Below are 22,593 nucleotides of genomic sequence, written 5' to 3'. Positions count from 1 at the left end.
CGCGCAGTTAAAATTCAAGGAGCTGCTGCTTATGCTTGTCGCGTATCTAGATGAGTTTGGGCACGTTGGCCCTTTCGTGACCCCGGAGCATAAGAAGTTCCATCACCACCCGCTTTTCGGTTACGCGGGAATAGTGCTGCCAGAGGCACAAGTGCGGGCGTTCGGAGCGCGGTTTGAGCAACGAAAATATCGTATGTTTCGCCGGGATATTATGGCCTCGGGCAAACACCCACGTCGATGGGAAAAGAAAGGCGCAGAGCTCTATACAACCGGTGCGCAACAGCGATATCCGGCACGCAATGCTCAGGTGTTGGACCTCGCTCGTTACTTAAGTGATCGTGGTGGTCGTTTCTATTTTTACGGTGAGCACAAACCGATAGGCACGGTAAAGGAAACGGGCCGCACGCCGAGCGAAACGACGCGGCGAGCTCTACTCGGCGCTGTTCAGAATCTGTGTTTTTACGCGGATCAGCAGAAACAAAACCTTCTGGTGCTCCTCGATCGAGGCGGCCCGATGCCTCGAGAAGAGGCGATTACAGCCATGGCGGCGTTCATTTATTCTGCGTCGAGCCCCGAACCTATGAAGCGCATAATCGAAGTCCCCATGGAGCTGGAAAGTCACCGGTATGGGGCGATGCAATTCGCTGATTGGGCGTGTGCGATTCTTAGCCGTGCTTCGCACTATCACTTCACTGATTCTGATTCTTTTCAGTGGGCGCCTGAACTCCTCGAACAGCTCATGGCTAGACGCACCGTGCAACATTCACAGTTATGGCTCCCTGAGCAATCGGAAGCGGTAAAGCCGGAAATGCTTTTTCGTCGTGAGCGATGGTTGAAACAGGGAAACTTTGGCACTTAATGGTCTATGAAGGGGCGCGACGTGCGGGCAGCGTGAGGGCCCGGCTCCCCAAGGGGGCCGGGCCCGAAGATTGAGGGGCTGCTTAGCCGCGGTTCGCGCGCGGGCGACGCGCCACGAGACGCTCCGCACCCGACTGTGCGCCCTTCCTCGCAGCCTGCTGCAGACCGGTGATCACCACGCCCGAAAGGATCGTGAACAGTGCGACCTTCCAGGCGTCGACGTCCTCGTATTCGCTCGTCATTTCCTTGAGCTCAGCTTTCGAGGCGCCGTCCTTCTTGGCCTGCTTCTTACGTTCCTTGAGGTCCTTCTTGGCCTGCTTCTCGAACTTCGAGTCGGGAACTTCCTCATCGAAGGCGCGATGCCAGCCGGCAGCGAGCGCCTTCTTCGCGAGGATCGACGTGCCGATCCCGGCGACCGTCACGATAGCGCCGACCAAGGGATTGCTGGGCTTCGAGGGCATGGGAACTCCTGTCGCTTTTGATGCGGGTACCGCACCAGGCTACCGGGGGAGTCTGGAATCAGTTGGGATTCCGACGGTTGCCCGGCCACCGTCGGCCCTCCATCTGCTTACCTTTGTCGGCCCTCCATCTGCTTACCTTTTCTGTGCCATCCACCTGCTTACCTTTTCTGTGCCATCCAAAGTGGTGATAAACCGCCACCTCGCGTTGAAAATTGGTGGATCAGTGCCGTTTTTGACCACTTTCGTCGAGAGGGGGGTGAGGCGGGTGGAGCTGAGGGAGCGGAAGCTGCAGCGAAATGCGGGGCCCCGGCTCGTGCCGGGACCCCGCGTGGAAGTGTGCGCAGCAACGAAGGCGCAGGCCGCAAACTCTTCTGCTGGCCGTGCCGCCGCCGCGCTCGCGGATCAGAACTCGGTGACGTCCGTGTGGGGGGTGTGCGAGTCGAGCGCGTCGCCCGTCACGAGGAACACCACGCGGCGCGCCACCGAGACGGCGTGGTCGCCGAGGCGCTCGTAGAAGCGGGCGAGCAGAGCGAGATCCACCGATTCCTTCACGGAGTAGGGGGCATCATCGGCAGAGAGGGCGGCGTAGACCTCGTCCATCGCGCGGTCGAGGTTGTTGTCGCGCTCCTCAACGACGGCAGCGAGAGCAACGTCGTAAGTGTCGAGGACCTTGCCTGCATCTTTCACGGCGTTGAGGCTCAGATCGGCGAGGGTTTCAATGGCCGACTTCAGGTCTGCGGGGATGACCTCATTCGGGTGGCGGCGGCGCAGCACGAGAGCGATGTGGGCGGCGAGATCGCCCATGCGCTCGAGCGAGGCGCTCATGCGGAGCGTGGCGACGACTGTGCGCAGGTCGGTGGCAACGGGCGACTGGGTCGCGAGAATGTCGACCGACTTCTCGTCGAGCTCGGCCTGGAGGTCGTCGATCTCCTGGTCGCGAACAATGACCTGTTCGGCGAGCGCGAGATCGCCGGTGAGCAGCGCCTTCGAGGCATCCTCAAGTGCGGTGGCCACAAGGGAGTTCATTTCCATCAGGCCTTCGCGCAGGACCTGAAGTTCATTCTGGAATGCGGCACGCATCGGATCGTCCTTTTCTCTAGAGGCAATACTGTGATCCCATCTTCCCGGCGGGAGGTGAATGTATGCAAACCTCAAGGTGAATAACCAGGAAACGAAAGTGGATTCGATGGGGTCCGAGCAGGCGTCGGAATGCGCGAGCGCGTACCCTTATAGGGTGAATTCCGTTGCCCTCCTCATTGCCGCCGCCCTCTGCGGGCTCGTGGCGGGGGCTGTGGCGATGTATGCGGCGTTGCGCGGGAGCCGTTCCGTGCCCGAACCGCCGAAGCCGGCCATTACGGAGCCAACCTCCGAGGTGCTGTCGATCCTCTCGAGTGCATACGTTCTGCTTGATTCAAGCGGCGATGTGCTGCGCGCTTCGCCCCTCGCCTACAGTTACGGGCTCGTGCGCACGACCGGCGGGGATTATCCGCGGCTCGCGCATCGCGACCTTATCGATATCGTCACCCAGGTGTCGCGCCAGGGCGGTTTTCGCGAGCAGGTGCTCACGAACGCGAAGAACACGCGCTCGGACCAGAACACGCCCACGGTTGTGAGCGTGCGCGTGGGCGCCCTCAGTAGTTCGCGCCGCATTCTTGTGCTTGCCGATGACCTCACGAAGCAGTCCCGCGTGGAGGAAACCCGCCGCGATTTCGTGGCGAACGTTTCCCACGAGCTGAAAACACCCGTAGGCGCGCTCACGCTTCTTGCCGAAACGATGGAGGATGCGGCCGATGACCCGGAGGCCGTGCGCCGCTTCGCGGGCCGCATGCAAACCGAATCGCGGCGCCTCTCCCTCCTCGTGCAGGAAATCATTGAACTGTCGCGCGTGCAGGGTGCGCAGTCGTTTGCCGACGCCTCCTCGGTCGATGTTGATTCCGTGGTGGCCGAAGCTGTTGCCCTCAACCAGAACCTCGCCTCGGGCCACGGCATGACGATCCAGTCTGGCGGCACGCCGAACCTCGAGGTGTTCGGAAGCTCGACGATGCTCACCACGGCGCTGTCGAACCTCATCATGAACGCGATTACGTACTCACCGCCGAACACCCTCATCGGTGTGTCGACTCGCCGCCATAACGGTATGGTCGAGATTTCCGTGAAGGATGAGGGCATCGGCATTTCGCCTGAAAACATGGAGCGCATTTTTGAGCGCTTCTATCGCGTGGATAAGGCTCGCTCTCGTGCGACCGGCGGCACCGGTCTCGGTTTGTCGATCGTGAAGCACATTGCGAGCAACCACGGTGGCGACGTCACAGTATGGTCGAAGGAGGGCTCGGGTTCGACGTTCACGCTTCGCATTCCCGAGCTCGCCGACGATTCACCCAGGGACCTGCCCGTTCACACAGGAGAATAGGAATCATGGCACGCATCCTCATTGTTGAAGACGAGGAGAGTTTCTCCGACGCGCTCAGCTACTCGCTGCGCAAGGAGGGATACGAGGTCGCTGTCGCGAACACGGGCGACCGTGGACTCGCGGTGTTCCAGGTGCACGGCGCTGATCTCGTGCTTCTCGATCTCATGCTTCCCGGTATGAGCGGCACCGATGTGTGCCGCGAGATCCGTAAAACCTCGAGCGTTCCCGTCATCATGCTCACCGCGAAGGATGACGAGTTCGATAAGGTTCTCGGCCTCGAGCTTGGCGCCGATGACTACGTGACGAAACCGTATTCTTCGCGTGAGCTTCTCGCCCGCATTAAGGCGGTGCTTCGCCGCGGCGAGCAGCAGAAGGCCACAAACCAGGAGGGCGAGGAAGACGAGGCGGTTCTGACGGCCGGCGGCATTGAGATGAACGTTGACCGCCACGTGGTGCGCGTGCGCGGTGAAGATACGCCGCTGCCGCTCAAGGAATTTGAGCTGCTTGAGATCCTCCTGCGTAACGCCGATCGCGTGCTCACGCGCGGCCAGCTCATTGACCGCGTGTGGGGCTCGAATTACGTGGGCGACACGAAGACCCTCGATGTGCACATCAAGCGCTTGCGCGCGAAGATCGAGGTCAATCCGAAGAGCCCGGAACTCATCGTGACGGTGCGCGGCCTCGGCTACAAGTTCGAATCGCCCGCGGAGGCCTAACCACCCGGCGCGTTTACGCCTTTTGGTAGGCGAACTCCCACACGAGCCGGCCCGCGGCGGTCGCTTTCTTCTCGAAGGCGGTGCGCACGCGCCCATCGAATCGAGGGGCGAACCCCACGCGCGGCATCGCCTCGCTCACCGGATCCGAGGCCGTGCCCTCGGGCCGAGGCCCTTCGGGGTACAGGTTTACGAGCAGCCCTTCGGCCGCGACGGTCTCGAAGGCGGCGTGTTGATGCTCGGCGTAGTCGGCCCAGTCGGTTGCGGTGCGGATGATTCCGCCCGGCTCGAGCAGCCCTGTGAGCACGCGCAAGAACTCGGGGGAGATGAGGCGGCGTTTGTGGTGCTTCGTTTTGTGCCACGGATCGGCGAAGAAGATCCACACTTCGCGGATCGACTCGGGCCCGAGAAGCGTGGGGAGGGAGTTTTCGGCGTCAACCTCGAGCATTTTGACGTTCTGGGGGAGGCCGAGCCGTTCGAGGTGGAGCATCGTTTGCGCGATTCCCGGTTTGTACACCTCGAGGGCGAGGAAGTTCTCGCCTGGGCGTGAGGCGGCAGCGGCGGCCACGCAATCGCCCTGACCGGAGCCGATCTCCACAATGAGCGGGTTGTTATTTCTGAACAGTTCCGGCACTGAGAGCCGCACCGAGGGATCAGCGAGGGTCGAACGCGCCCCGCGGGGCACGTCCACGACGTACTGCTGCGCATGGGTCTGCCATGCCCGCTCCTGGGCCGCGTTGAGGCGGGAGCCGCGCCGCACGAAGCTCACGACCTCGCGCCGCACGCGCCCGTCGCTCGTCAGTTCAGGCCGCTCAGGCACGGGTGACCTTGCCATCCGCCACGCTGAGCGAGACCTTCACGAGGGGCTCCTCGGCCGGCCCACCCTTGACGTCGCCAGTTTCCGAATCGAATGTCGAATCGTGGCACGGGCAGTGCAGCACGGGCCCCTCGGGGTTGAGGGCGCAGCCCTGGTGCGTGCAGTACGCCTCGAAGCCGTGAAGGTCCTCGCCGCTTCCGCGCACCACCGCCACAAAGGCGCGCTGCCCACCGAAGTTCACGATTGTCGTCTGGTTCTCGGGCAGATCTTCAAGCGCCACGGCCCCCGACTCATCCACCTGGACTTCCTTTGCCTTGAGGCCGCCGCGATCGGGCCCGCAGCCGGCGAGGGCGAGGGCGGCGGCGCCCGTGAGGCCGAGTGCGCCGAGGTCGCGCCGCTTCACGCACGGCGGCAGCTCGCGGGTGGGCTCTGCGGGAAGGTCAGCACGAACGATGCGCGGTTTCATGACTCTCTTTCGATGAAAAAACAGGGTCCGACGCTTGCCGGGCAACCGTCGGACCTCAATCTTAACCCTGCGACCTAGCCTTCGTGGCCCTCAATCGCCGCCTCGGGGTATTCCCACGGAGCGTTGGGGTCGGGCACGGTCGAGGTAATCACGGAGCCGTCGGCGCGCGTGTCGCCAACGTAGTGCGCTTCGAGGTGGCCATCTTCGAGGAGGGGGCCCTGGCCACGAAGCGGAACGCTCACGCCTTCACTCGTGATGCGCACGGTTTTGCCGCGCACGCTCACGTCAAGCTCGTTGCCTTCTTCGAGCACGAAGCTGATCTCGCCCTTCGTGATGCGCACGGTGAAGCGGCTTTCGCGCACGGTGAGGGGGAATTCGAGGGCGGGCCATTCGTCGGGAAGGCGCGGGTCGAAGCTGATGGCGCCGTCGTTGAAGCGCATGCCGCCGAATCCCGCCACGAGGCCGTTCCACACGCCGCCCGCGGAGGCGATGTGCACGCCGTCTTTCGTGTTTTTGTGGAGGTCGGCGAGGTCCACGTAAAGGCCCGTGAGGAAGTAGTCGAGGGCAAGGTCTTGGTGGCCCACTTCGGCGGCCATGATCGACTGCACGACCGCCGAGAGGGTCGAGTCGCCCGTGGTGATCGGGTCGTAGTACTCGAAGTTCGCCTTCTTGTGTTCGGTGGTGAACTCGGCGCTGCGCAGGTAGGTCGCGAGCACAACGTCGGCCTGTTTGATGACCTGGAAGCGGTAGATCACGAGCGGGTGGTAGTTGAGCAGGAGCGGGAATTTTTCGGGCGGGGTGGCTTTGATATCCCACACTTCGCGGTCGAGGAAGCGGTCGTCCTGCGGGTGGATGCCCATCGTGTCGTCGAACTCGATGTACATGCCTTCGGCGCACGCCTGCCATTCGTCGATCTCGCGCTCGTCGAGGTCGATTTTCTGCACCAGCGCGCGGTAGGTCTCTGGGAGGCGTTCGCGCAGGTCACGCAGCGTGCGGGCGGCCCGCTCGAGGTTGTATTTCGCCATGACGTTCGTGAACAGGTTGTTGTTGACGACCGTCGTGTATTCGTCGGGGCCGGTCACGCCGTGAATGTGGAAGGTGCGATCGCCGTTCGTGCGCCAGAAGCCAAGATCGGCCCACATGCGCGCCGTTTCGGCGAGAACTTCGGCGCCTTGGAGATCGAGGAAGCTCGTGTCGCCCGTGATGTCGTTGTAGGTGGCGAAGGCCCACGCGATGTCGGCATCGATGTGGTACTGCGCGGTTCCTGCCGCGTAGTAGGCACTCGCCTCGTCGCCGTTGATCGTGCGCCACGGGAAGAGAGCGCCGCGCTGGTTGAGCTCGCGGGCCCTCTCGCGCGCGGCATCGAGCAGGTTCACGCGGAACCGCAGGGCGTTGCGGGCCCATTCGGGCGAGGTGAACGTGAGGAACGGGACCACGTAGATGTCGGTGTCCCAGAAGTAGTGGCCCTCGTAACCGGAGCCGGTCATGCCTTTTGCGGGAACGCCGGCCTGGTCGGCTCGAGCGGCGGCCTGGGCGAGCTGGTAGATGCACCAGCGGCTCGCTTGCTGCACGGCGCTTTGGCCCTCGATGCGCACGTCGGAGCGCTTCCAGAAGCCCCCGAGGAATTCGCGCTGCGCGTCGTGGTAGTGCTCGAAGGCGTGCTTGTGCACCCGGTCGAGCGTGCGGCGGCAGCGGTCCTGGAGCTCCCGCACGGGCACGCCCGCCGCGTAGTGGTAGGCCACAGCTTTCTTGACGAGGAACTTTTCGCCTTCGGGCAGCTCGCCGCGCATGATGAAGCGGCCCATGTCGTCGTCAATTTTGACGAGGCTCTGGAAGTCGATCTCGGTTTCCACTTCGTGGTCGGCGGCAACGCCGATGCCGATTCCGGAGTGGGCGGTGCGGTAGCCCATGAGCACGCGGTCGCCGGAGGCGTGGTTGCCCTCTGGCACGAGCACGCGCGTGTCAAACGACGTGGTTTGCCGCGGATCATGCTTGTTGTCACCAGCGAGCGGAGCTGTGGCGGGCGCGGCATCGAGGTCGAGGTCCTGGCGGTTGATGATCTGTGAGGAGATGGCGATAGGGGCGCTGCCCTTGACCATCTCGACCTCGAGGGACATGAGCGCGAGGTGGCGGTCGGTGAAGCTCACCATGCGGCTTGAGCGCACGCGCACGTGGGCGCCGCTCGGGGTGCGCCACAGGAGGTCGCGGCGCAGCACGCCTTCGCGAAAGTCGATCCAGCGCTTGTATTCGAGCAGGTCGCTCGTGGAGACGTTGAGCGGTTCATCGTCCACGTACAGCTTGATGACGGTCGAATCGGGGGCGTTGACGATCGTCTGGCCGGTTTTCGCGAATCCGAAGGCGTTTTCGGCGTGCTTGATGGGCCAGGTTTCGTGGAAGCCATTGAGGAACGTGCCGTGGCTTGCCACGTCGCGGCCTTCTTCGGGGGTGCCGCGCATGCCGAGGTAGCCGTTCGCGGTGGCGAAGATCGTTTCGAGGAAGCCGAGATCGGCGCCGGGACGCGCTTCCACGAGCTGCCACTCGTTGACGGGAAGGTGGACCCTGTCCATGGGATCGGCGGAGACTTTGTGGATGCTCATGCCAGCTCCTTGAGGTCGTCCACAACGATCGTGGCACCGGCTTCGGCAAGTGCTTCCTGGCCCACGCCGCGGTTGACGCCGATGACGGCGCCGAAATTGCCGGCGGCACCGGCCTTCACGCCGCTCGTGGCATCTTCGAGCACCACGGCCTTTTCGGCGGGCACACCCACGAGTTTCGCACCGTAGAGGTAGGTGTCGGGTGCGGGCTTGCCGGGAATCGAATTTTCGGCGGCGACGTTGCCGTCCACGATGACCTCGAAGCGTTCGAGGAGCCCCGCGGCCTTGAGCACGGTGCGAGCGTTCTTCGAGCTGGAGACGATCGCGACTTTCGCGGTTTCGGGAAGGGAATCGAGGAAGGCGAGCGTGCCGGGGTAGGGCTCCACGCCTTCCTGTTCGAGGATCTCGAGCACGAGGGCGTTCTTGCGGTTGCCGAGCCCGCACACGGTCATCGCGGCGGGGGCATCCTCGGGCGTGCCCTCGGGAAGCTCGATACCGCGCGAGGTGAGGAAGCTCCTCACGCCGTCGTAGCGCGGCTTACCATCCACGTACGTGAAGTAGTCCATGTCGGTGTATTTGGCCTGGCCCTCGTAGTCCACGAGCACCTGGTTGAACATGCGGGACCATGCGCGCATGTGCACGTCGGCGGTGGGGGTCACGACCCCGTCGAGGTCGAAGAGATAGGCGTCAAAGTCGGCCGCGTTGAAGGAGGCGGCGGGCGGAAGATTCTGGGGTGCGTTTGTCGCGTTCTCAGTCACGGCACCACGATAGGGGCACGGCCTGGAAGGCGCTGCACAGTTCCCAATGGCGGCCGGGATTTTTGACTTTTCTCTCGACTCAGCCTTCGCTCAGCACGTCTTCGGCGCCGATCGAGGAATCGGTGCGGGCAGAAAGGATCGCGCGGGCGGCGTTCGCGGCGGTGATTTCGGCGCTCGCGGTCGGGGCGTAGGCGGCGGGGGTTCGGGTGACGGTGGCGGGCCCGGGGGCCACGAGGATCGGCGGGTGGAGCAGGAGTGTGGTCTCGAGGCCCGAGCGCCGCACGAGTTCGAGGGCCCGGCGGGCACCCAGCAGGCCGGGGTTCGGGCTTCCGACGCTTGCCCACGCCTTCTTCGCTCTCTCGGTGAGTGGGCGCTCTCGGCGGGGAGCTTCGGCATCGCGCGTGCCATGAACGGTGTAGGCGAGGGCATCGAGGGGCGCTGCCGCGATGAGCCGCCTCACGCCTGCGCGCCGCATCGCGCGGATTGTTCGGGTGGTGAGGGCCTCGGCCTCCTCGTTGTTTTCGATCACGAGCAGGAGGGCGCTCGTGCCGCCGAGTGCCGAAGCGTACTCGCCAAGGTCGTGGGGGATGGCCTCGTAGCTGATCGCGCGTGAAAATCGTGTGAGGTTTTCCGGGTGGGCGCTCAGGGCCTTGACCTCGCCGCCTGTGCGCAGGGCAAGGTAGGACTCGCTCACGAGGGTGTCGCCGAGTGCACTTGCGGCGTCGACGATCGTGAGAACTTCGCGGTGCTCGGGTGTGCTCATGGCAGAATCTTTCTGCGCGGCCGTGCCGCGCGGGCGGGAAGCGCGAGAAGGCGGCGCGAGGGCCGCTTCGTGGTGAGTCTATGAAAGAAGGAGCGGGTGTGGCGAAAAACGAGCCTCGCACCCGGCACCTCGGCCGCGGCACATCCGAAGCCGGCGCGGCGCTCAGGCCTCTCATTCTTCCCGTGTATGTGCCTACGGCGCTGCAGTTCTCGGGCAACGCTGCGATCCTGCCGATCCTTCCGCTCATCGCGATCCGCATGGGCTTTTCCATCTCGGGCGCTGCGGCCCTCGGCCTCATCGCGGGCATCCTTTCGGTCGTGGGCACCGTTCCCGCCGGCAAGCTCATGGCGCGCGTGGGGGAGCGCCGTGCGATCCTCGCGACGGGGGTTTTGCTCATCGTGCTCAACCTCGGTCTCGGGGCGGTCGTGGGGGATGCGCTCGCGGGAACGCCCTCTGCGTGGCACAGATGGGTGCTGATTGGCGCGCTCGTGGTGCAGGGCGCGTGCATGATCGTGTGGAACCTTGGCCGCCAGGCTTATCTTGGCACCCACCTTCCGCCGCGCGTGCGCGCTCGGGGCATGACCTCGTTCGGCGGCGCGGTGCGCATCGGTGAGATTCTCGGCCCGCTTCTCTCCTCGGCGGTGCTGTGGGTGGGGCACGCCCCGTGGGTGTTCTACCTCTATTCCGTTCTCGTGGCGGTCGCGGTGTGGTGCGTGTGGGCGCGCATGCTCGAGGGCGATGCATCGCCGGGAGGGAAAGTTTCCGACGCTCGCCCGGCAACCGTCGGACCTGAAGGCGGTGAGGCGAAGCCCGCCGGCGTGGAAAAACCTCGCGAACCCGAGACCGTGACCGGTGCCCTCGGGCGCCAATTGACGTTTCGAGACATGTTGCGCGTGGCGCTCGGGGTGCTGCCGCTTGCCGCGGCGCGCACGAACCGGCCGATCATCGTGCCGCTCATGGCGGTGGCGATGGGGCTCACGGAAAAGGACGTCACGCTCATTTTCGGCATTGCCGCCGCGATCGAGATTCTGCTGTTTTATCCCGCGGGCGTGATCATGGATCGCTGGGGGAGAGCCGCGGCGATCGTGCCGTGCATGAGCATCCTCGGGCTTGGTTTTGCGCTCGCGGCGCCTTTTGCACTCGGCGGGGCGGGCCTTTCGGCGGGTGGCACGGGATTTGCGGTGCTGCTTATCGCGCAGATCGTCGCGGGGATCGGCAACGGACTTGGTTCGGGAATCATGATGACCCTCGGAATCGATCTTTCGAATACCTCGACCCGCACGCGCGACCTCGCGCGGTGGAACACGCTCATGGGGGCGGGGCGGCTTTCGGCACCTCTTCTCGTGTCGATTGTGACGCTCGCGTTGCCCGTGGGGTGGGCGGCTTTGCTCACGTCGGGGCTCCTGTGGGGTGGCGCCGCATGGCTGCATCGCGTGCTTCCCGAGTACGCGCCCGTGAAGTTACCGTGACTCGCGCCAAGTGGCGCACTCGCCCGCGCGCACTGCCGCGCCTCGCATGGTTATTCTTATAGCTACCACGCAATCGGAGACACTGGAGAGGGGAGGCGCGCATGGCGACTCATCGCGGCTCAGCGAATGCCAACGAGCCTCGTCCCGATCTCGGTAACAATGCAGTTGAGAATAAGCCGAAGGGGAAGCGCCGCGCGCCTGCCTCGAAGGTGAATGAAGGGGAGCCGGCTGCCGGGGGCGAGTCGCCCAAGCCGAACCGCGAAGGTAAGCGTGCCGCGGCCCCTGCCGGGACCGTTAGCGAGACCAGCTCGGAGCCCGCGAATCAGAGCGCGAAGGACGCAAGCGAGGCCCCGCGCAAGGCCCGCTCCCGCTGGAAAATCCTCGGCCGCGTGCTCGAAGTTGCCGTGGTCACGGCAGCCGTGGGCATCCTCATTTCCACGTTCTTCCTTTCCGTGCTGCAGATACGCGGCACGTCCATGGAGCCGACTTTCCATGACGGCGACCTCGCGGTTACGACGCATTCAAAGAGCCTTGAAACCGGCGATATCGTGGCCTTTTACTACAACAACAAGGTTCTCCTCAAGCGTGTGGTGGGCTTCCCGGGGGACTGGATCGACTTCGCTGAGGATGGCCGCGTGATCGTCAACGGCGAGAAGCTCGATGAGAGCTACGTGCTCGACCCCGGCGAGGGTGGCAACGTGGACATCACCTTCCCGTACCAGGTTCCCGAAGGCCGCTACTTCGTGCTTGGTGATCACCGCAGCACGTCGATCGATTCACGCTCAGAGCACCTCGGCACCGTTGCCGAGGATCAAGTCCTGGGAACCGTCAAGGCCGTCGTATGGCCGCTGACACATGTGACGTGGGTCGACTAAAACGGTTGTCATTCGGGCAGTTGCATAACAATTCGATAACTATTTGCTCAACAATTAGCCTCGCGGTAACTCTGGGTATAACCTCGAAATGCTCTGCCGCGAGTGGCCGTGCGTAATAGCCCCCGCCCCGGTGAGCGTGACCTTTCGATATCCCCGCGCGCACGAGACGTGTGCGCTTACGACAGATAGGAAAAGAACCACATGTTTACGCATGCTCACCGCAACGTGGCGAAGGGAGGCCTGCTCACCGTTCTCGTCGCACTCTTCGCGGCGCTCGCTGTGCTCGTCTCGCCCCTCGCCCACGCTGCACCCGTCGGTAATGACGAGGATCCGGCCATCACGATCAAGTCCAAGCAGCACGACCAGGACCTCGCCGCCTACCAGATCTTTAAGGGCCAGCAGTCGCCGCTTCCCAAAGAGGGCGCAGACCCGACCGAGCCGACCGGCCTCACGATGATCTCGTGGGGCGAGGGCATCGATAAGGACGGGCTCCTCAAGGAGCTTGGCGAGTCGACTGATCCGGCGTTCGCGGCCATCACCGGCAAAGAAAACGCTGCCGAGCTCGCCGCGAAGTTCTCCGGCCTCACCGGTGCGGATGCCACCAAGCTCTCGAAGATCGTTGCGAAGCACATCGTGCGCGACGACTCGTACACCCCGGTAAACTTCACCCTCACGCCGTCGGAGACCGAAGAGGGCATTTACGAGTACACGGCGAAGACCGTGGATGCTGGCTACTACGTTGTGGTGGACCGGAACCCGGCGAAGGTCACGGCTGCCACTTCCCCGATCCTCAAGGTCGTGGGCCCGGTGACCGTTGACGTGAAGACCTCGGTCCCCAGCCACGACAAGCAGGTCGAGGAAAACTCCACCAACAAGCTTGGTGAGACCGCCGACTACAACATCGGCGACGACGTGCCCTTCGTTCTCCACGGCACGCTTCCCTCGAACTACGCCGACTTCGACAGCTACAAGTACGGCTTCCGCGACACCCTCTCCAAGGGATTCGACGACCCGCAGAATGTCAAGGTCTACGTGGACGACAAGGAAATCACCGAGGGCTTCACGGTTTCCGCAGTGAAGCCGGCTTCGGACACCGAGGGCCACTACGCGGGCGGCAAGACCTTCTCCGTGGACTTTGCTGACCTCAAGAAGGCTGCCCCGAACGCCACCGCTGATTCGAAGATCGACGTCAAGTACACGGCAAAGCTTAACGACAAGGCCGCGATCGACGACAAGGGCAACGGCAACAAGTCGCTCGTCTACTTCCAGAAGAGCGCCCTTGAGGGCGAAGGCGATCACGAAGGCAAGACCCCCGAGGACCACACCTGGGTGTTCACCTACACCGTTGAGAACACCAAGGTTGATCGGTGGACCGGAGACAAGCTTTCCGGTGCTGAGTTTGTGCTGACCCGCGGCTTCACCTACAACGGGGACGGCTCGCTTGACTCGAGCGAGAACGGCGAATTCGCCATTCTCGACAGCAACGAGAAGGTCATCGGCTGGACCCCGAACCAGGATGACGCGACCACCGTCGTGACCAAGGCTGATGCCCCGTTCTCTTTCAAGGGTCTCGATGCTGGTAACTACGCTCTTCGCGAGACGAAGGCCCCGACCGGCTACCAGCTTCCGACTAACGACATGCGCTTCGGCATCAGCGCTGAGCACCAGGAGAACGCCGAGAACGGCAAGGGCGAGCTCACGAAGCTTTCCCTCGCGACCGTTGACGGCAAGGGAGCTCCTGGTGATCTCTCGACTGCGACCATGAAACAGGATGTCACCAACTCCTCCGGCTCGGATCTCCCCTCCACCGGTGGCATGGGTACGGTGTTGTTCACCGCAGGCGGCCTCGCAGTGATGCTGCTTGCTGGCTTTGGCATCGTTGCACGCAACCGCAAGCGCGCTGAGGCCTGAGAGTCTCATTGCGCATGAGTGAGAATGTCGCTCAGGATTCCCGCCCGGCACCTGCCGGGCGGGAATCCCGCGCACCCAAGAAGCGAAAGCGCTGGCCTGATCTTCTTCTCGCAGGCGTTTTCCTTCTTGGGCTCGGCATTCTGCTCTACCCACCCATCAGCGACTACTGGAACTCCCTCAACCAGGGCCGTGCGATCGCGCGCTACGACGACACCGTGGCGCACATGAGCGCGGACGACTTCACGCAAATCTGGCGTGACGTTGACACCTACAACCAGGAACTCAGTGAATCCACCGCGGGTTTCCACTTGAGCAACGACCAGCTCGCCGAGTACAACTCGCTGCTCAACCCCGCAGGCACGGGCATGATGGGCCACATCGAAATCCCCAAGATCGGCGTTGACCTGCCGATCTACCACACCGTTGAGGACTCCGTTCTCCAAGCCGGCGTGGGTCACATCCCCGGTTCCTCCCTCCCCGCGGGCGGCGAAGGAACCCACGTGGCACTCTCCGGCCACCGCGGCCTTCCCACCTCCACACTTTTCACCAACCTCGACAAAGTGAGCGAGGGCGACGTGTTCGTGCTCCACGTACTCGACCGCAACCTCGCCTACCAAGTCGACCAGATCCGCATCGTCGAACCACACGAAGTTCACGACCTCGAAATCATCGACGGGCAAGACTACGTCACCCTCATCACGTGCACGCCGTACGCGATCAACACGCATCGGCTCCTCGTGCGCGGCCACCGAGTGGACTACGTCGAATCCCAATACCTTCCCGCGGACGCCGTGCGCATGGACCCCGTGCTCGTGTCCATGTTCGTGTCCGTCCCAGTCCTCATCTGCCTGGGCGCGCTCTACGTGATGCACTCACGCCGCAAGCGCACCCGCGCCACGACCTCACACGAGGGGAACGCCTCATGACCATCCTCCAGCGCGCCACACACGGCGCCGCCTCACGCTTCGCGCGCCTCAGCGCCCTTGGGCTCCTCGCCCTTGCGCTCGTGCTCGCTCTAGCACCCCTCACCGCGCCCGCCCATGCCGACGGTGGCAACGCCGCCATCGACCTCGGCCAGGTAGATGAAACCCGCGACTCCTCCCTCACCCTCGAGCTGCACCGCGCGAATGGGGAAGCGATTGAGGGCGTGCATGCGTCGGCCTATCGCGTTGCCGAGGCGAAACGCGGCCTCCCCGCCGCACCCGGCTACGCCGCGCTTCTCGAGCGCACCGCCTGGGCAGACACCGTCGGAACCGGAGACCTCACCCAAGGGACTTGGGCCACCCTCGCCCGCACCCTCGCGGACTACGTGACCACCTCCGGCAAGTCCGCCGACGCTGCCGGCGCAACCGATCAAGCTGGAACGTTCCGCGCTGAACACCTCAAGCCCGGCGTGTACCTCGTGGTGCTCAACGACCGCGTTCGCGAAACGGCGCGCGGGATCGAAACCCTCTCCTTCACCCCCGCGATCGTGTCGATCCCCGCACGCAATACCGAAGGCCACATCACCTACGACGTCGTGGTGAAGCCCAAGTTCAACGCGACCACGAAGCCCCGCCCACGCGACTACCGCGTGGTCAAGCACTGGAGCGACCGAGGCGCCGAACAGCAGCGCCCCGCGAGCATCACCGTGGACCTCTTCAAAAACGGTGTGCGAGCCGAAACCGTGACGCTCAATGCCGCGAACAACTGGAGCTACGCGTGGAGCGACGAAAGCGGTGCCGAATGGACCGCCGTGGAACAACTCGACGGCCTCGCCTACACCGTGACCAACACCCGCGAAGGCGCGACGTTCATTATCACGAACACGCTCACGCCCGGTGAAACGCCCACCCCCACCCCGGAACCGACGCCCTCCACGACGCCGGAACCGACACCAACCCCCACCCCCACGCCGAAGAAGACGCCGCTGCCCCGCACCGGCTTCAACGCCAACAGCTACTGGCTGAGCGCCGCACTTCTTGGCGCTCTCGGCATCACCATGCTCGCCCTGAGCGCACCGCGCCCTCAGCGAGCACGCACCGCATGGAAGGGAGCGCACAATGACTAACGCGCGACACCAAGCAGAGCAGCGCAGCACATGGCGCTCCATCACCGCCTTCCTTGCGGCATGTACCCTCATGCTCACCATGCTCGGGCTCACGCAGCCGTCGTTCTCCGTGGACGGAGCAAACGCTGACGCCGTTGGCATGGGGGAGTGCACCGCCGGAAGCGGCGCCGTGATGCACAACCTCACCGACGGCGACATTTCCATCGAGGTCATCGATCAGCGCGAGGGCGCCGAGAACGAAGAGACGATCAAGACCGACGCCATCGTCAAGAAGGTCTCGCAGCGTTGGAGCGGCGAGGGCTACGGGCAGCGTTTCGGCATCTCGAACACGACCGCGAACGACGACCGCACGTTCCGCATCTACTTTGAGTTTGCGAATGCGAAGCAGGGCGAAACTGAGCTCCCATATCTCGTTGCGGGCGACTCCAAGACCAAGCTCGAGGTTGGCGAAACCTACTACCAGCAGCGTGAAGCGCAAAAGAATAAGTACACGCTGAAGAAAGCCAACGGTAACGGACTCGTGTACTACATCGAGGTGCCCGCTGCCCAGGTTGGCGAAACGTTCGCGCTCGATGTGCAAGCCGTGTATCCCGCGAAATCCGCGGGAGGCACCCTCAAGTCGTGGGTGGAAGAACTGACGTCCGAGCAGCTCAAGGCGCGCGGTACGAAGGCAAGCACTCCCGAGTGCGGCGTGCATCAAGCGACGTGGGGCGTGGATCGAACCGAGTACAACGCGAAGAAGGTGCTGCTCGATTCCACACAAGCCGCGAACGGCACCACGAAGGAAACGTGGGGTGACACTACCGATCCAAGTTTGGCGTACGACGCGAAGACCGGCCGATACTACATCCACAACCTTCGCTACCTCATCCACAACGAGCGTGATGACGCGACTCTCGCCGGGAACGTTGACGAGAAGGGCGCCTGGAAGGGCGATGTGGGCGAAGATCCTGCCGTGGAGATGGTGTACAAAGACACCTTCACCGTTCCCGAAGGCTTTGAGATCAACCCCGACATCGTGAAGAAGCTGGGTTCCAAACTCAGTGGTGGCCAGAAGTCCAATGGCACAGGATTCGATTGGTTTACTACCGAATACCCCGGCCAGAGCAATGGGTATGCGTACTTCAATACCCTCGTCGCGGGCGGTACGCCCGTGCTCACGGTGTATAACCCCGGCGATCACAACGAAAACGGCAAATTCAGGTACGAATTCTCGAAAGATTTCCGTACCATCACCATCACGATGCCGCATGCGCCCACCACCCCCACTACGAGGGTCGACGGCCCCGCATTTCGCGTGAAGTTCGCGGACAACGTGCTCGTGAAGAGTGGCGATCAGGCTCCGGATAGCTCGTTCAAGGCAGAGATCGCCAACCACCTGGACGTGACGACGAAATACCGTCACAGTGCCGAGAGGGCGACCAAGGCTGACGCGCCGGCCTCGATCCGCGCAAAGGGCGTCGAGCCCAAAGTCTCAAAGTCGCACGACAGCAAGAAGCAGTACTTCCGCGGTGACCCCATCGACTTCACCATCACTGCTGAAAACCAGGGCACCGCGCCCTGGAAAGTCAACGAGGGTCGCGAAGACGAGGGCAAAATCGTCGACGCCCTCCCGAAGGCGTTTTACGTGACGCCCGCGCAGATGGTCGAGATGTTCAAAGCCGACGGTGGCGACGCCCTCACCATCGACATCAAGAATGTAGAAGTGTGCACGGCCACCGTCGCAGGCAGAACTGGCACGTCGGGGGGTAGCGTCACCCCGTCGGCGCAGACGTCGGAAGACTGCGTCGGGTCCCAGAACCATAACTTTACGGTGAAGAAGAAAGCCGACGGCACACTCGCCGTCAAGCGCGACGGCGCCGCCGCCACCTCAGTACAAGCGACGGAAGCGGCGCTCTCGAAGGCGCTCGGGACATTGATCGTCACGCCGAAAACCACCTACACCCTCACCTGGGCCCTGCCGAACGGCACGATCAACGGTGGCGAAAACATCCAGCGCGTGGTGAAGGCCACCGTCAAGGATCACTTCATGGCGGGCGATCTCACCTCTGAGGATGCGACGAACACCGTGCACCTCGGCAAGGATGTGCCGGACGCCGCGAAGATTGAGAACTCGATCGAGCTCTCCAAGCATGCGTTCGTGCACGGTAGCGAAGTGACCAGTAATGGCACCGAGATTCCCGCTGGCACCGTCGTGGACTACTCCTTGACGCTCGAACGTAAGGGCGGGCAGGCGACGTACGATTCGGTGCCCCTCATCGACGATCTCACCGGTGCCCAGGTGCTGCTGGCAGAGGTCGATCTGAACAAGGCGCTTGCGGGTCGGGGCTTGCCCACCATGGAGGTGGAGGGCACCCAGTACTACGTGCTGAACAAGACAGGTACCTATAAAGGCGTGCGGCTCCGCGCCGAGGAGAAAGCCGGCGGACGCACGACGGGGAAGATCTTCGTGGCCGATCGCGTCAAGATCACGGACCTTGGCGACAAGGGAATCCAGACCAACACCTACTGGTACATCGCCTCGCAGGACTTCCAGAACCCGTCGGTGATTTCCGTGCGCTACAAGGCGGTCACCGATCCGAAAGTCGCGGGGTACAAGAACGCAGGGGCGAAACGCGACGACGTGATCAACGTTGGACGTGGGGGGCACCGCGACTTCCAGGCCAGCGATTCGAAGACGTTCAATATCTCGAAGCTCGGCTCTGACAAGCGCATCGTGACGGACAAGAAGAACGTCAACAACCTGAGCGACGACGCAACGGTGCAGCAAAGCAAGATCTCCGACGGCGAGACAGTCACCTACCGGGTGAGCCTCTCGCAGTTCGGCGAGCAGCCGTATACCGTTACCGGCAAGGACATCTACGACGCCCTGCCGAAGAGCCTCAAGGGCAGCCCCTGGTCAAAGGCGAACGTGAAGATTGAGTTCCCCACGCAGAACTCGGTGAAGGTGGAGCAGGGCAGCCTCAAGAGCTGGAGCATCACGAACACGAACCCTGTCGATCAGAAGGCTGATGACGCGCAGCAGTACATCGTGTGGGGCGAGGACCTGAAGCTCAGCGTCACCGGCAATGTGTACTGGTACGTGACGCTTACCTTCCCTGCAGGCGATCAGTGGCAGGAGTATGTGGGGGCGTACAGCTCCGAGACGCTGTACAACACCTGGTACGTGAAGGACGCGAAGTCACAGGTTTCGCACTACCTCGAGAGCGGGCTTCAGGCCACGTTGCAAAAAGGCGTCTCGTCCACCGGTTCCTACGGCACTGCGAAACCCTTTACCTCGATCTGCAAAGTTTCGCCCAGCGGCGGAACCTCCTGTTCCGGCAGCTCCAATCCGAAAGACAAGGTGCTGCAGGTAGACCAAAGCGAGGAAGGCCGCACGGGCTACGAGGACCAGAGCGGGTTCGTGATGTACTACGCCGTGCTCCACAACGATGGTTCCTCGCGCATCTACCTCAACGACATCGAAGACGTGCTGCCCGAGGGCTTTACCTTCGGTGGATCTGACGCAACGAAGTCATATGTGAGCGGATCTTCTCACAACCTCGTGTTCCCCACCGAACAGGATCGAATGAATTCCTGGAACTGGGTGGCTGACGCCTCCAAGGTGCCGGTTTCCGTTTCCGGCTCCCCGTCGAAACCGAAGATCGGCACCGTTCACGCGAGCACTGACCCGAATGATCCCCGTAAGGTGACCTTCCAGATTGACAACTCTGGTGAGGGCTCCAACCTCTCCTACGACAAGGCCAAGCAGAAGTACTACCTCAACGCTGGCGAAACCCTCGGGTTCCGGTACTTCGCCCTGGTGGACGACAAGAGCAAGCTCACGAAAGTCGCCACCAACTGGGTGGGTATGCCGCACGACGGCGGCACCGCGAACCCCATGAGCGTCAACCCGGACGTTACGATTACTAGCAACGCCTTCAAAAAGAACCCGCTGAACGACGGTACTCGCGACGTGGTGGACGGTGCAGGTGCCGCCAAGCTCGGCATGAACGGCAAAGACGGCGAGCAGTGGCTCGTGTCCACTGTCGACGTGCAGCGCAAGCTCTTCGTTCCCGGGGTGACCAAGCAGGTCACCGCGAAATCAGCGCTCGGCAAGCGTGTGGATGGGCCTGAGTACGCGGGCTACGAAGACACCCTGGAGTGGACGGTCACCGGCCATAACGATTCGCCGGTGCCGATCTCCGACTATGTGATGTCGGATGTGCTTGACGAGCACTACGAATTCACCGGCTCCGTGCAGTTCCATACCGAGGATGCCAACGGTAAGAAGAGCACTGGCAGCTATGACACCACGCTCTTCACCTTCGGGAAATGGAGCACCGACGGCAACGGCAAGAAATCGGTGAAGATTACCTATACGGCTCCGTACTTCAACGAGGTCACGACTACGTTGACCGTCGATGGGCCGGCGCAGGTCCTGAAGTACCCCGCCAACTTCCTGCACCCGCAGATCTATGTTTCCCTCAGCTCGGTGCCGGAGGGCGGTGGCGTGCGCCTCGACGTCCGCGCACCCGTTGACAGCGAAGGCGTGCGCCCTCCGGGTGGCGGCAATGCGTTCTCCGGGATGCCGCTTGAGCCCGGTGGTAAGGCCGTGCTCGTCGTGAACGGCAAGCGGAAGGCGAGCGCCAAGCAGTATTATCGCGTCGCGTTCAACACCGGCTATCTGACGCCTCTGTCGAAGGGCTGGGATCCGCGGGCCGTGGAGCACGGCTCCGTGACGAAGCAGACGGTCAAGGCCGCCGAAAACTACCTTGACTACAACAACTTCGGCCGCCCGAAATCGTCGCCCAAGACATACCAGGATCAGCCCTCCGTACAATCGGTCGCTCGGATTCCAATCGCGGATGACCTGTTCACCACGTCGATCGAACGCGTGGTCGAAGTGGCGGATGCGGACAACGATGCGACATCGGTGAGCTCACCGAACTACATCACGCTTCCCTCGAAGGACTCGGTATTCCGCTACGAGATGAACGTGACCAATAAGAAGAGCGACTCCATCAACAAGATGGTGCTCATCAACAACCTTCCGCAGGTAGGCGACGACTACACGTTTGCGACGGCGCCCGAGCGCTTGAGTGAATTCAAGACCGCCTTTGGTGACCAGCTGAACCTCAAGGTGGAGCTCGTTGACAAGGACGGCAAGGTCCTGCGTGCGATTGACCCGTCGAAGTACAGTATCGATTTTTCTGAGAAGACGGATTTCACCGACGAGGATTGGGCCGGGAAGACCGCTTCGGGTGCGTGGCTCGCTCAACCGGATGCCATGAACAAGATGCGCTCCATGCGCATCAGCCTTGCTGATGATGCGGGCGTGATCCCCGGCAACGGCACCCTCCGTGTGAGCTTCGATTCGAAGATTCCCGACGATGCCGATGCGAAGCCCGGTGAGATTGCGTGGAATACCTTCGGCTACCGGTACCTCGCCCCGGGATCCAGCACCCTCACGCTGTCGTCCATCCCGCTCAAGGTGGGCGTGCGCATCCCGCCGGCACCCACGCTCGCGAAAGCGCTCGTCGATGAGAAAGGAGAGCCGCGTGCGGCTGCGGGTGACTCGACCTACCAGTTCCTCGTCTATTCCGGGCAGGCGCTGACCTCGGCGCAGCTCGAGGGCAAGGGCCTCGCGCAGGCGCTTGCCGACGAGAAACGCCAGGTGGCCTTCGTCGAGCGGACCGTTGCCAAGGGCGAAACCGCATCCAAGGCGCTGCCTCTCTCCCCAGATTCGACGTATCAGTACGACGCTAAGGCCAAGGCTTGGAAGCCCACGGATACCACGTGGCAGTGGGAAGAGGGGGCTCAGTACACCCTCGTCGAGATTGCTGCGAGCGACGGCTCCGAGCTTGCGCGCATTGAACAGGCTGTGCCCGAGAGTGAGCCGCGCGTGACCGGCAACCACACGACGTTCACCTACCGCAAAGCCGAAAATCCGGAGTTCACCGCGGTGAACCGTAACGGCCAGTGGGCCGCGTCAATCCGCAAGCTCGATGGCGGCAACTGCACCACGGACACAGAATGCGCCCCGCTCGAAGGCGCGACCTTCGGTCTTCTCACGCCGAACAAAGCCGAGAGCGACAAGGTCAAAGCCACGCTTCCCGAATCGTTCAGAAACCAGATCATCAAGGACGGCGAGACGCGCTACTATCCCTTGAAGGTCGTGACGACCGATAAGAACGGTCACGCCGACCTCGCGGGGCTCAAAGAGGACTCGTACTGGGTGATGGAGCTTTCCGCACCCGCGGGCTACACCAAGAGCGACGAGTTCCGGAAGATCAGCAAACCCGAAGCGGGAGCTGCCGCTCCCGTGGTCACGGTCAAGAACTTCCCGAATTACGAGCTGCCCGATTCCGGCGGCGACGGCTTCCGCCCCGGCTACGTCCTCGCGGGGCTCCTGATCGCGGGCGCGCTTGGCGGACTCTACTGGAGGAGGCGTTCGGTACGCTAAACA

General features: G+C 63.0%; 16 protein-coding genes. 9 read left to right on the top strand and 7 right to left on the bottom strand.

The window, feature by feature from the left end:
• Nucleotides 1–31 precede the first annotated feature (31 nt).
• Nucleotides 32–859, top strand: coding sequence for a DUF3800 domain-containing protein (locus DAD186_RS08585; RefSeq protein ID WP_065248313.1), 828 nt, complete (start codon nucleotides 32–34; stop codon nucleotides 857–859).
• 82 nt (nucleotides 860–941) lie between these two features.
• Here the strand turns inward: DAD186_RS08585 and DAD186_RS08580 are convergent, their stop codons facing one another.
• Both DAD186_RS08580 and phoU read right to left on the bottom strand, forming a co-directional pair.
• A complete protein-coding gene (locus DAD186_RS08580) occupies nucleotides 942–1,319 on the bottom strand; it encodes a DUF4235 domain-containing protein (RefSeq protein ID WP_065248312.1) in 378 nt (125 codons plus the stop codon).
• A gap of 402 nt (nucleotides 1,320–1,721) precedes the next feature.
• The gene (gene phoU, locus DAD186_RS08575; RefSeq protein ID WP_065248311.1) at nucleotides 1,722–2,399 is read right to left on the bottom strand and encodes a phosphate signaling complex protein PhoU; all 678 of its coding nucleotides are present in this window, start codon (nucleotides 2,397–2,399) and stop codon (nucleotides 1,722–1,724) included.
• Nucleotides 2,400–2,457: 58 nt separating this feature from the next.
• Here phoU and DAD186_RS08570 point away from each other — a divergent pair, with 58 nt between their 5' ends.
• Both DAD186_RS08570 and DAD186_RS08565 read left to right on the top strand, forming a co-directional pair.
• The gene (locus tag DAD186_RS08570) at nucleotides 2,458–3,729 is read left to right on the top strand and encodes a sensor histidine kinase (RefSeq protein ID WP_065248310.1); all 1,272 of its coding nucleotides are present in this window, start codon (nucleotides 2,458–2,460) and stop codon (nucleotides 3,727–3,729) included.
• A gap of 5 nt (nucleotides 3,730–3,734) precedes the next feature.
• On the top strand, nucleotides 3,735–4,445 hold the full coding sequence (locus tag DAD186_RS08565; protein WP_065248309.1) for a response regulator transcription factor: 711 nt from the start codon (nucleotides 3,735–3,737) through the stop codon (nucleotides 4,443–4,445).
• A gap of 13 nt (nucleotides 4,446–4,458) precedes the next feature.
• Here DAD186_RS08565 and trmB read toward each other — a convergent pair whose 3' ends face one another.
• The 5 genes from trmB to DAD186_RS08540 form a co-directional block, all read right to left on the bottom strand.
• Nucleotides 4,459–5,262: a tRNA (guanosine(46)-N7)-methyltransferase TrmB gene (gene trmB / locus DAD186_RS08560; RefSeq protein ID WP_082991161.1), complete on the bottom strand. Its 804-nt coding sequence runs from the start codon at nucleotides 5,260–5,262 to the stop codon at nucleotides 4,459–4,461.
• The gene (locus DAD186_RS08555; RefSeq protein WP_065248307.1) at nucleotides 5,255–5,725 is read right to left on the bottom strand and encodes a QcrA and Rieske domain-containing protein; all 471 of its coding nucleotides are present in this window, start codon (nucleotides 5,723–5,725) and stop codon (nucleotides 5,255–5,257) included. The genes trmB and DAD186_RS08555 overlap by 8 nt, the downstream gene beginning before the upstream one ends.
• Before the next feature lie 74 nt (nucleotides 5,726–5,799).
• Nucleotides 5,800–8,322 (bottom strand): glycoside hydrolase family 65 protein, encoded by a 2,523-nt coding sequence (locus DAD186_RS08550; protein WP_065248306.1) that lies wholly within the window; start codon nucleotides 8,320–8,322, stop codon nucleotides 5,800–5,802.
• Entirely contained in the window at nucleotides 8,319–9,077 is a 759-nt protein-coding gene (locus DAD186_RS08545; RefSeq protein WP_082991160.1) for an HAD family hydrolase, read from the bottom strand. The genes DAD186_RS08550 and DAD186_RS08545 overlap by 4 nt, the downstream gene beginning before the upstream one ends.
• 79 nt (nucleotides 9,078–9,156) lie before the next feature.
• Entirely contained in the window at nucleotides 9,157–9,840 is a 684-nt protein-coding gene (locus DAD186_RS08540; protein ID WP_065248305.1) for an NAD(P)H-binding protein, read from the bottom strand.
• 98 nt (nucleotides 9,841–9,938) lie between these two features.
• Here DAD186_RS08540 and DAD186_RS08535 point away from each other — a divergent pair, with 98 nt between their 5' ends.
• The 6 genes from DAD186_RS08535 to DAD186_RS08510 all read left to right on the top strand — a co-directional run bounded on the left by DAD186_RS08535 (nucleotide 9,939) and on the right by DAD186_RS08510 (nucleotide 22,590).
• Nucleotides 9,939–11,309: an MFS transporter gene (locus DAD186_RS08535; protein WP_167550779.1), complete on the top strand. Its 1,371-nt coding sequence runs from the start codon at nucleotides 9,939–9,941 to the stop codon at nucleotides 11,307–11,309.
• 101 nt (nucleotides 11,310–11,410) lie between these two features.
• Nucleotides 11,411–12,184: a signal peptidase I gene (lepB, locus tag DAD186_RS08530; protein WP_082991158.1), complete on the top strand. Its 774-nt coding sequence runs from the start codon at nucleotides 11,411–11,413 to the stop codon at nucleotides 12,182–12,184.
• A gap of 201 nt (nucleotides 12,185–12,385) precedes the next feature.
• Entirely contained in the window at nucleotides 12,386–14,095 is a 1,710-nt protein-coding gene (locus tag DAD186_RS08525) for an isopeptide-forming domain-containing fimbrial protein (RefSeq protein WP_065248304.1), read from the top strand.
• 14 nt (nucleotides 14,096–14,109) lie between these two features.
• The gene (locus DAD186_RS08520) at nucleotides 14,110–15,021 is read left to right on the top strand and encodes a class C sortase (protein ID WP_082991157.1); all 912 of its coding nucleotides are present in this window, start codon (nucleotides 14,110–14,112) and stop codon (nucleotides 15,019–15,021) included.
• Nucleotides 15,018–16,145 (top strand): Cna B-type domain-containing protein, encoded by a 1,128-nt coding sequence (locus DAD186_RS08515; protein WP_065248303.1) that lies wholly within the window; start codon nucleotides 15,018–15,020, stop codon nucleotides 16,143–16,145. The genes DAD186_RS08520 and DAD186_RS08515 overlap by 4 nt, the downstream gene beginning before the upstream one ends.
• Entirely contained in the window at nucleotides 16,138–22,590 is a 6,453-nt protein-coding gene (locus DAD186_RS08510; protein ID WP_065248302.1) for a prealbumin-like fold domain-containing protein, read from the top strand. Before DAD186_RS08515 ends, DAD186_RS08510 begins: the two co-directional genes overlap by 8 nt.
• Nucleotides 22,591–22,593: the final 3 nt, after the last annotated feature.

Source organism: Dermabacter vaginalis (genome assembly GCF_001678905.1).
In the GTDB taxonomy this organism is placed as follows: Bacteria; Actinomycetota; Actinomycetes; order Actinomycetales; family Dermabacteraceae; genus Dermabacter; species Dermabacter vaginalis.
This window is presented reverse-complemented; position numbering and strand designations above follow the sequence as displayed.

Bases quoted from the DNA above. Each gene is read 5' to 3' on its own strand.
- DAD186_RS08565 (WP_065248309.1), top strand. From the start codon at position 3,735: ATGGCACGCATCCTCATTGTTGAAGACGAGGAGAGTTTCTCCGACGCG.
- DAD186_RS08580 (WP_065248312.1), bottom strand. From the start codon at position 1,319: ATGCCCTCGAAGCCCAGCAATCCCTTGGTCGGCGCTATCGTGACGGTC.
- DAD186_RS08570 (WP_065248310.1), top strand. From the start codon at position 2,458: ATGTATGCAAACCTCAAGGTGAATAACCAGGAAACGAAAGTGGATTCG.
- DAD186_RS08555 (WP_065248307.1), bottom strand. From the start codon at position 5,725: ATGAAACCGCGCATCGTTCGTGCTGACCTTCCCGCAGAGCCCACCCGC.
- DAD186_RS08510 (WP_065248302.1), top strand. From the start codon at position 16,138: ATGACTAACGCGCGACACCAAGCAGAGCAGCGCAGCACATGGCGCTCC.
- DAD186_RS08540 (WP_065248305.1), bottom strand. From the start codon at position 9,840: ATGAGCACACCCGAGCACCGCGAAGTTCTCACGATCGTCGACGCCGCA.
- DAD186_RS08520 (WP_082991157.1), top strand. From the start codon at position 14,110: ATGAGTGAGAATGTCGCTCAGGATTCCCGCCCGGCACCTGCCGGGCGG.
- DAD186_RS08550 (WP_065248306.1), bottom strand. From the start codon at position 8,322: ATGAGCATCCACAAAGTCTCCGCCGATCCCATGGACAGGGTCCACCTT.
- phoU (WP_065248311.1), bottom strand. From the start codon at position 2,399: ATGCGTGCCGCATTCCAGAATGAACTTCAGGTCCTGCGCGAAGGCCTG.
- DAD186_RS08515 (WP_065248303.1), top strand. From the start codon at position 15,018: ATGACCATCCTCCAGCGCGCCACACACGGCGCCGCCTCACGCTTCGCG.
- DAD186_RS08525 (WP_065248304.1), top strand. From the start codon at position 12,386: ATGTTTACGCATGCTCACCGCAACGTGGCGAAGGGAGGCCTGCTCACC.
- DAD186_RS08585 (WP_065248313.1), top strand. From the start codon at position 32: ATGCTTGTCGCGTATCTAGATGAGTTTGGGCACGTTGGCCCTTTCGTG.
- lepB (WP_082991158.1), top strand. From the start codon at position 11,411: ATGGCGACTCATCGCGGCTCAGCGAATGCCAACGAGCCTCGTCCCGAT.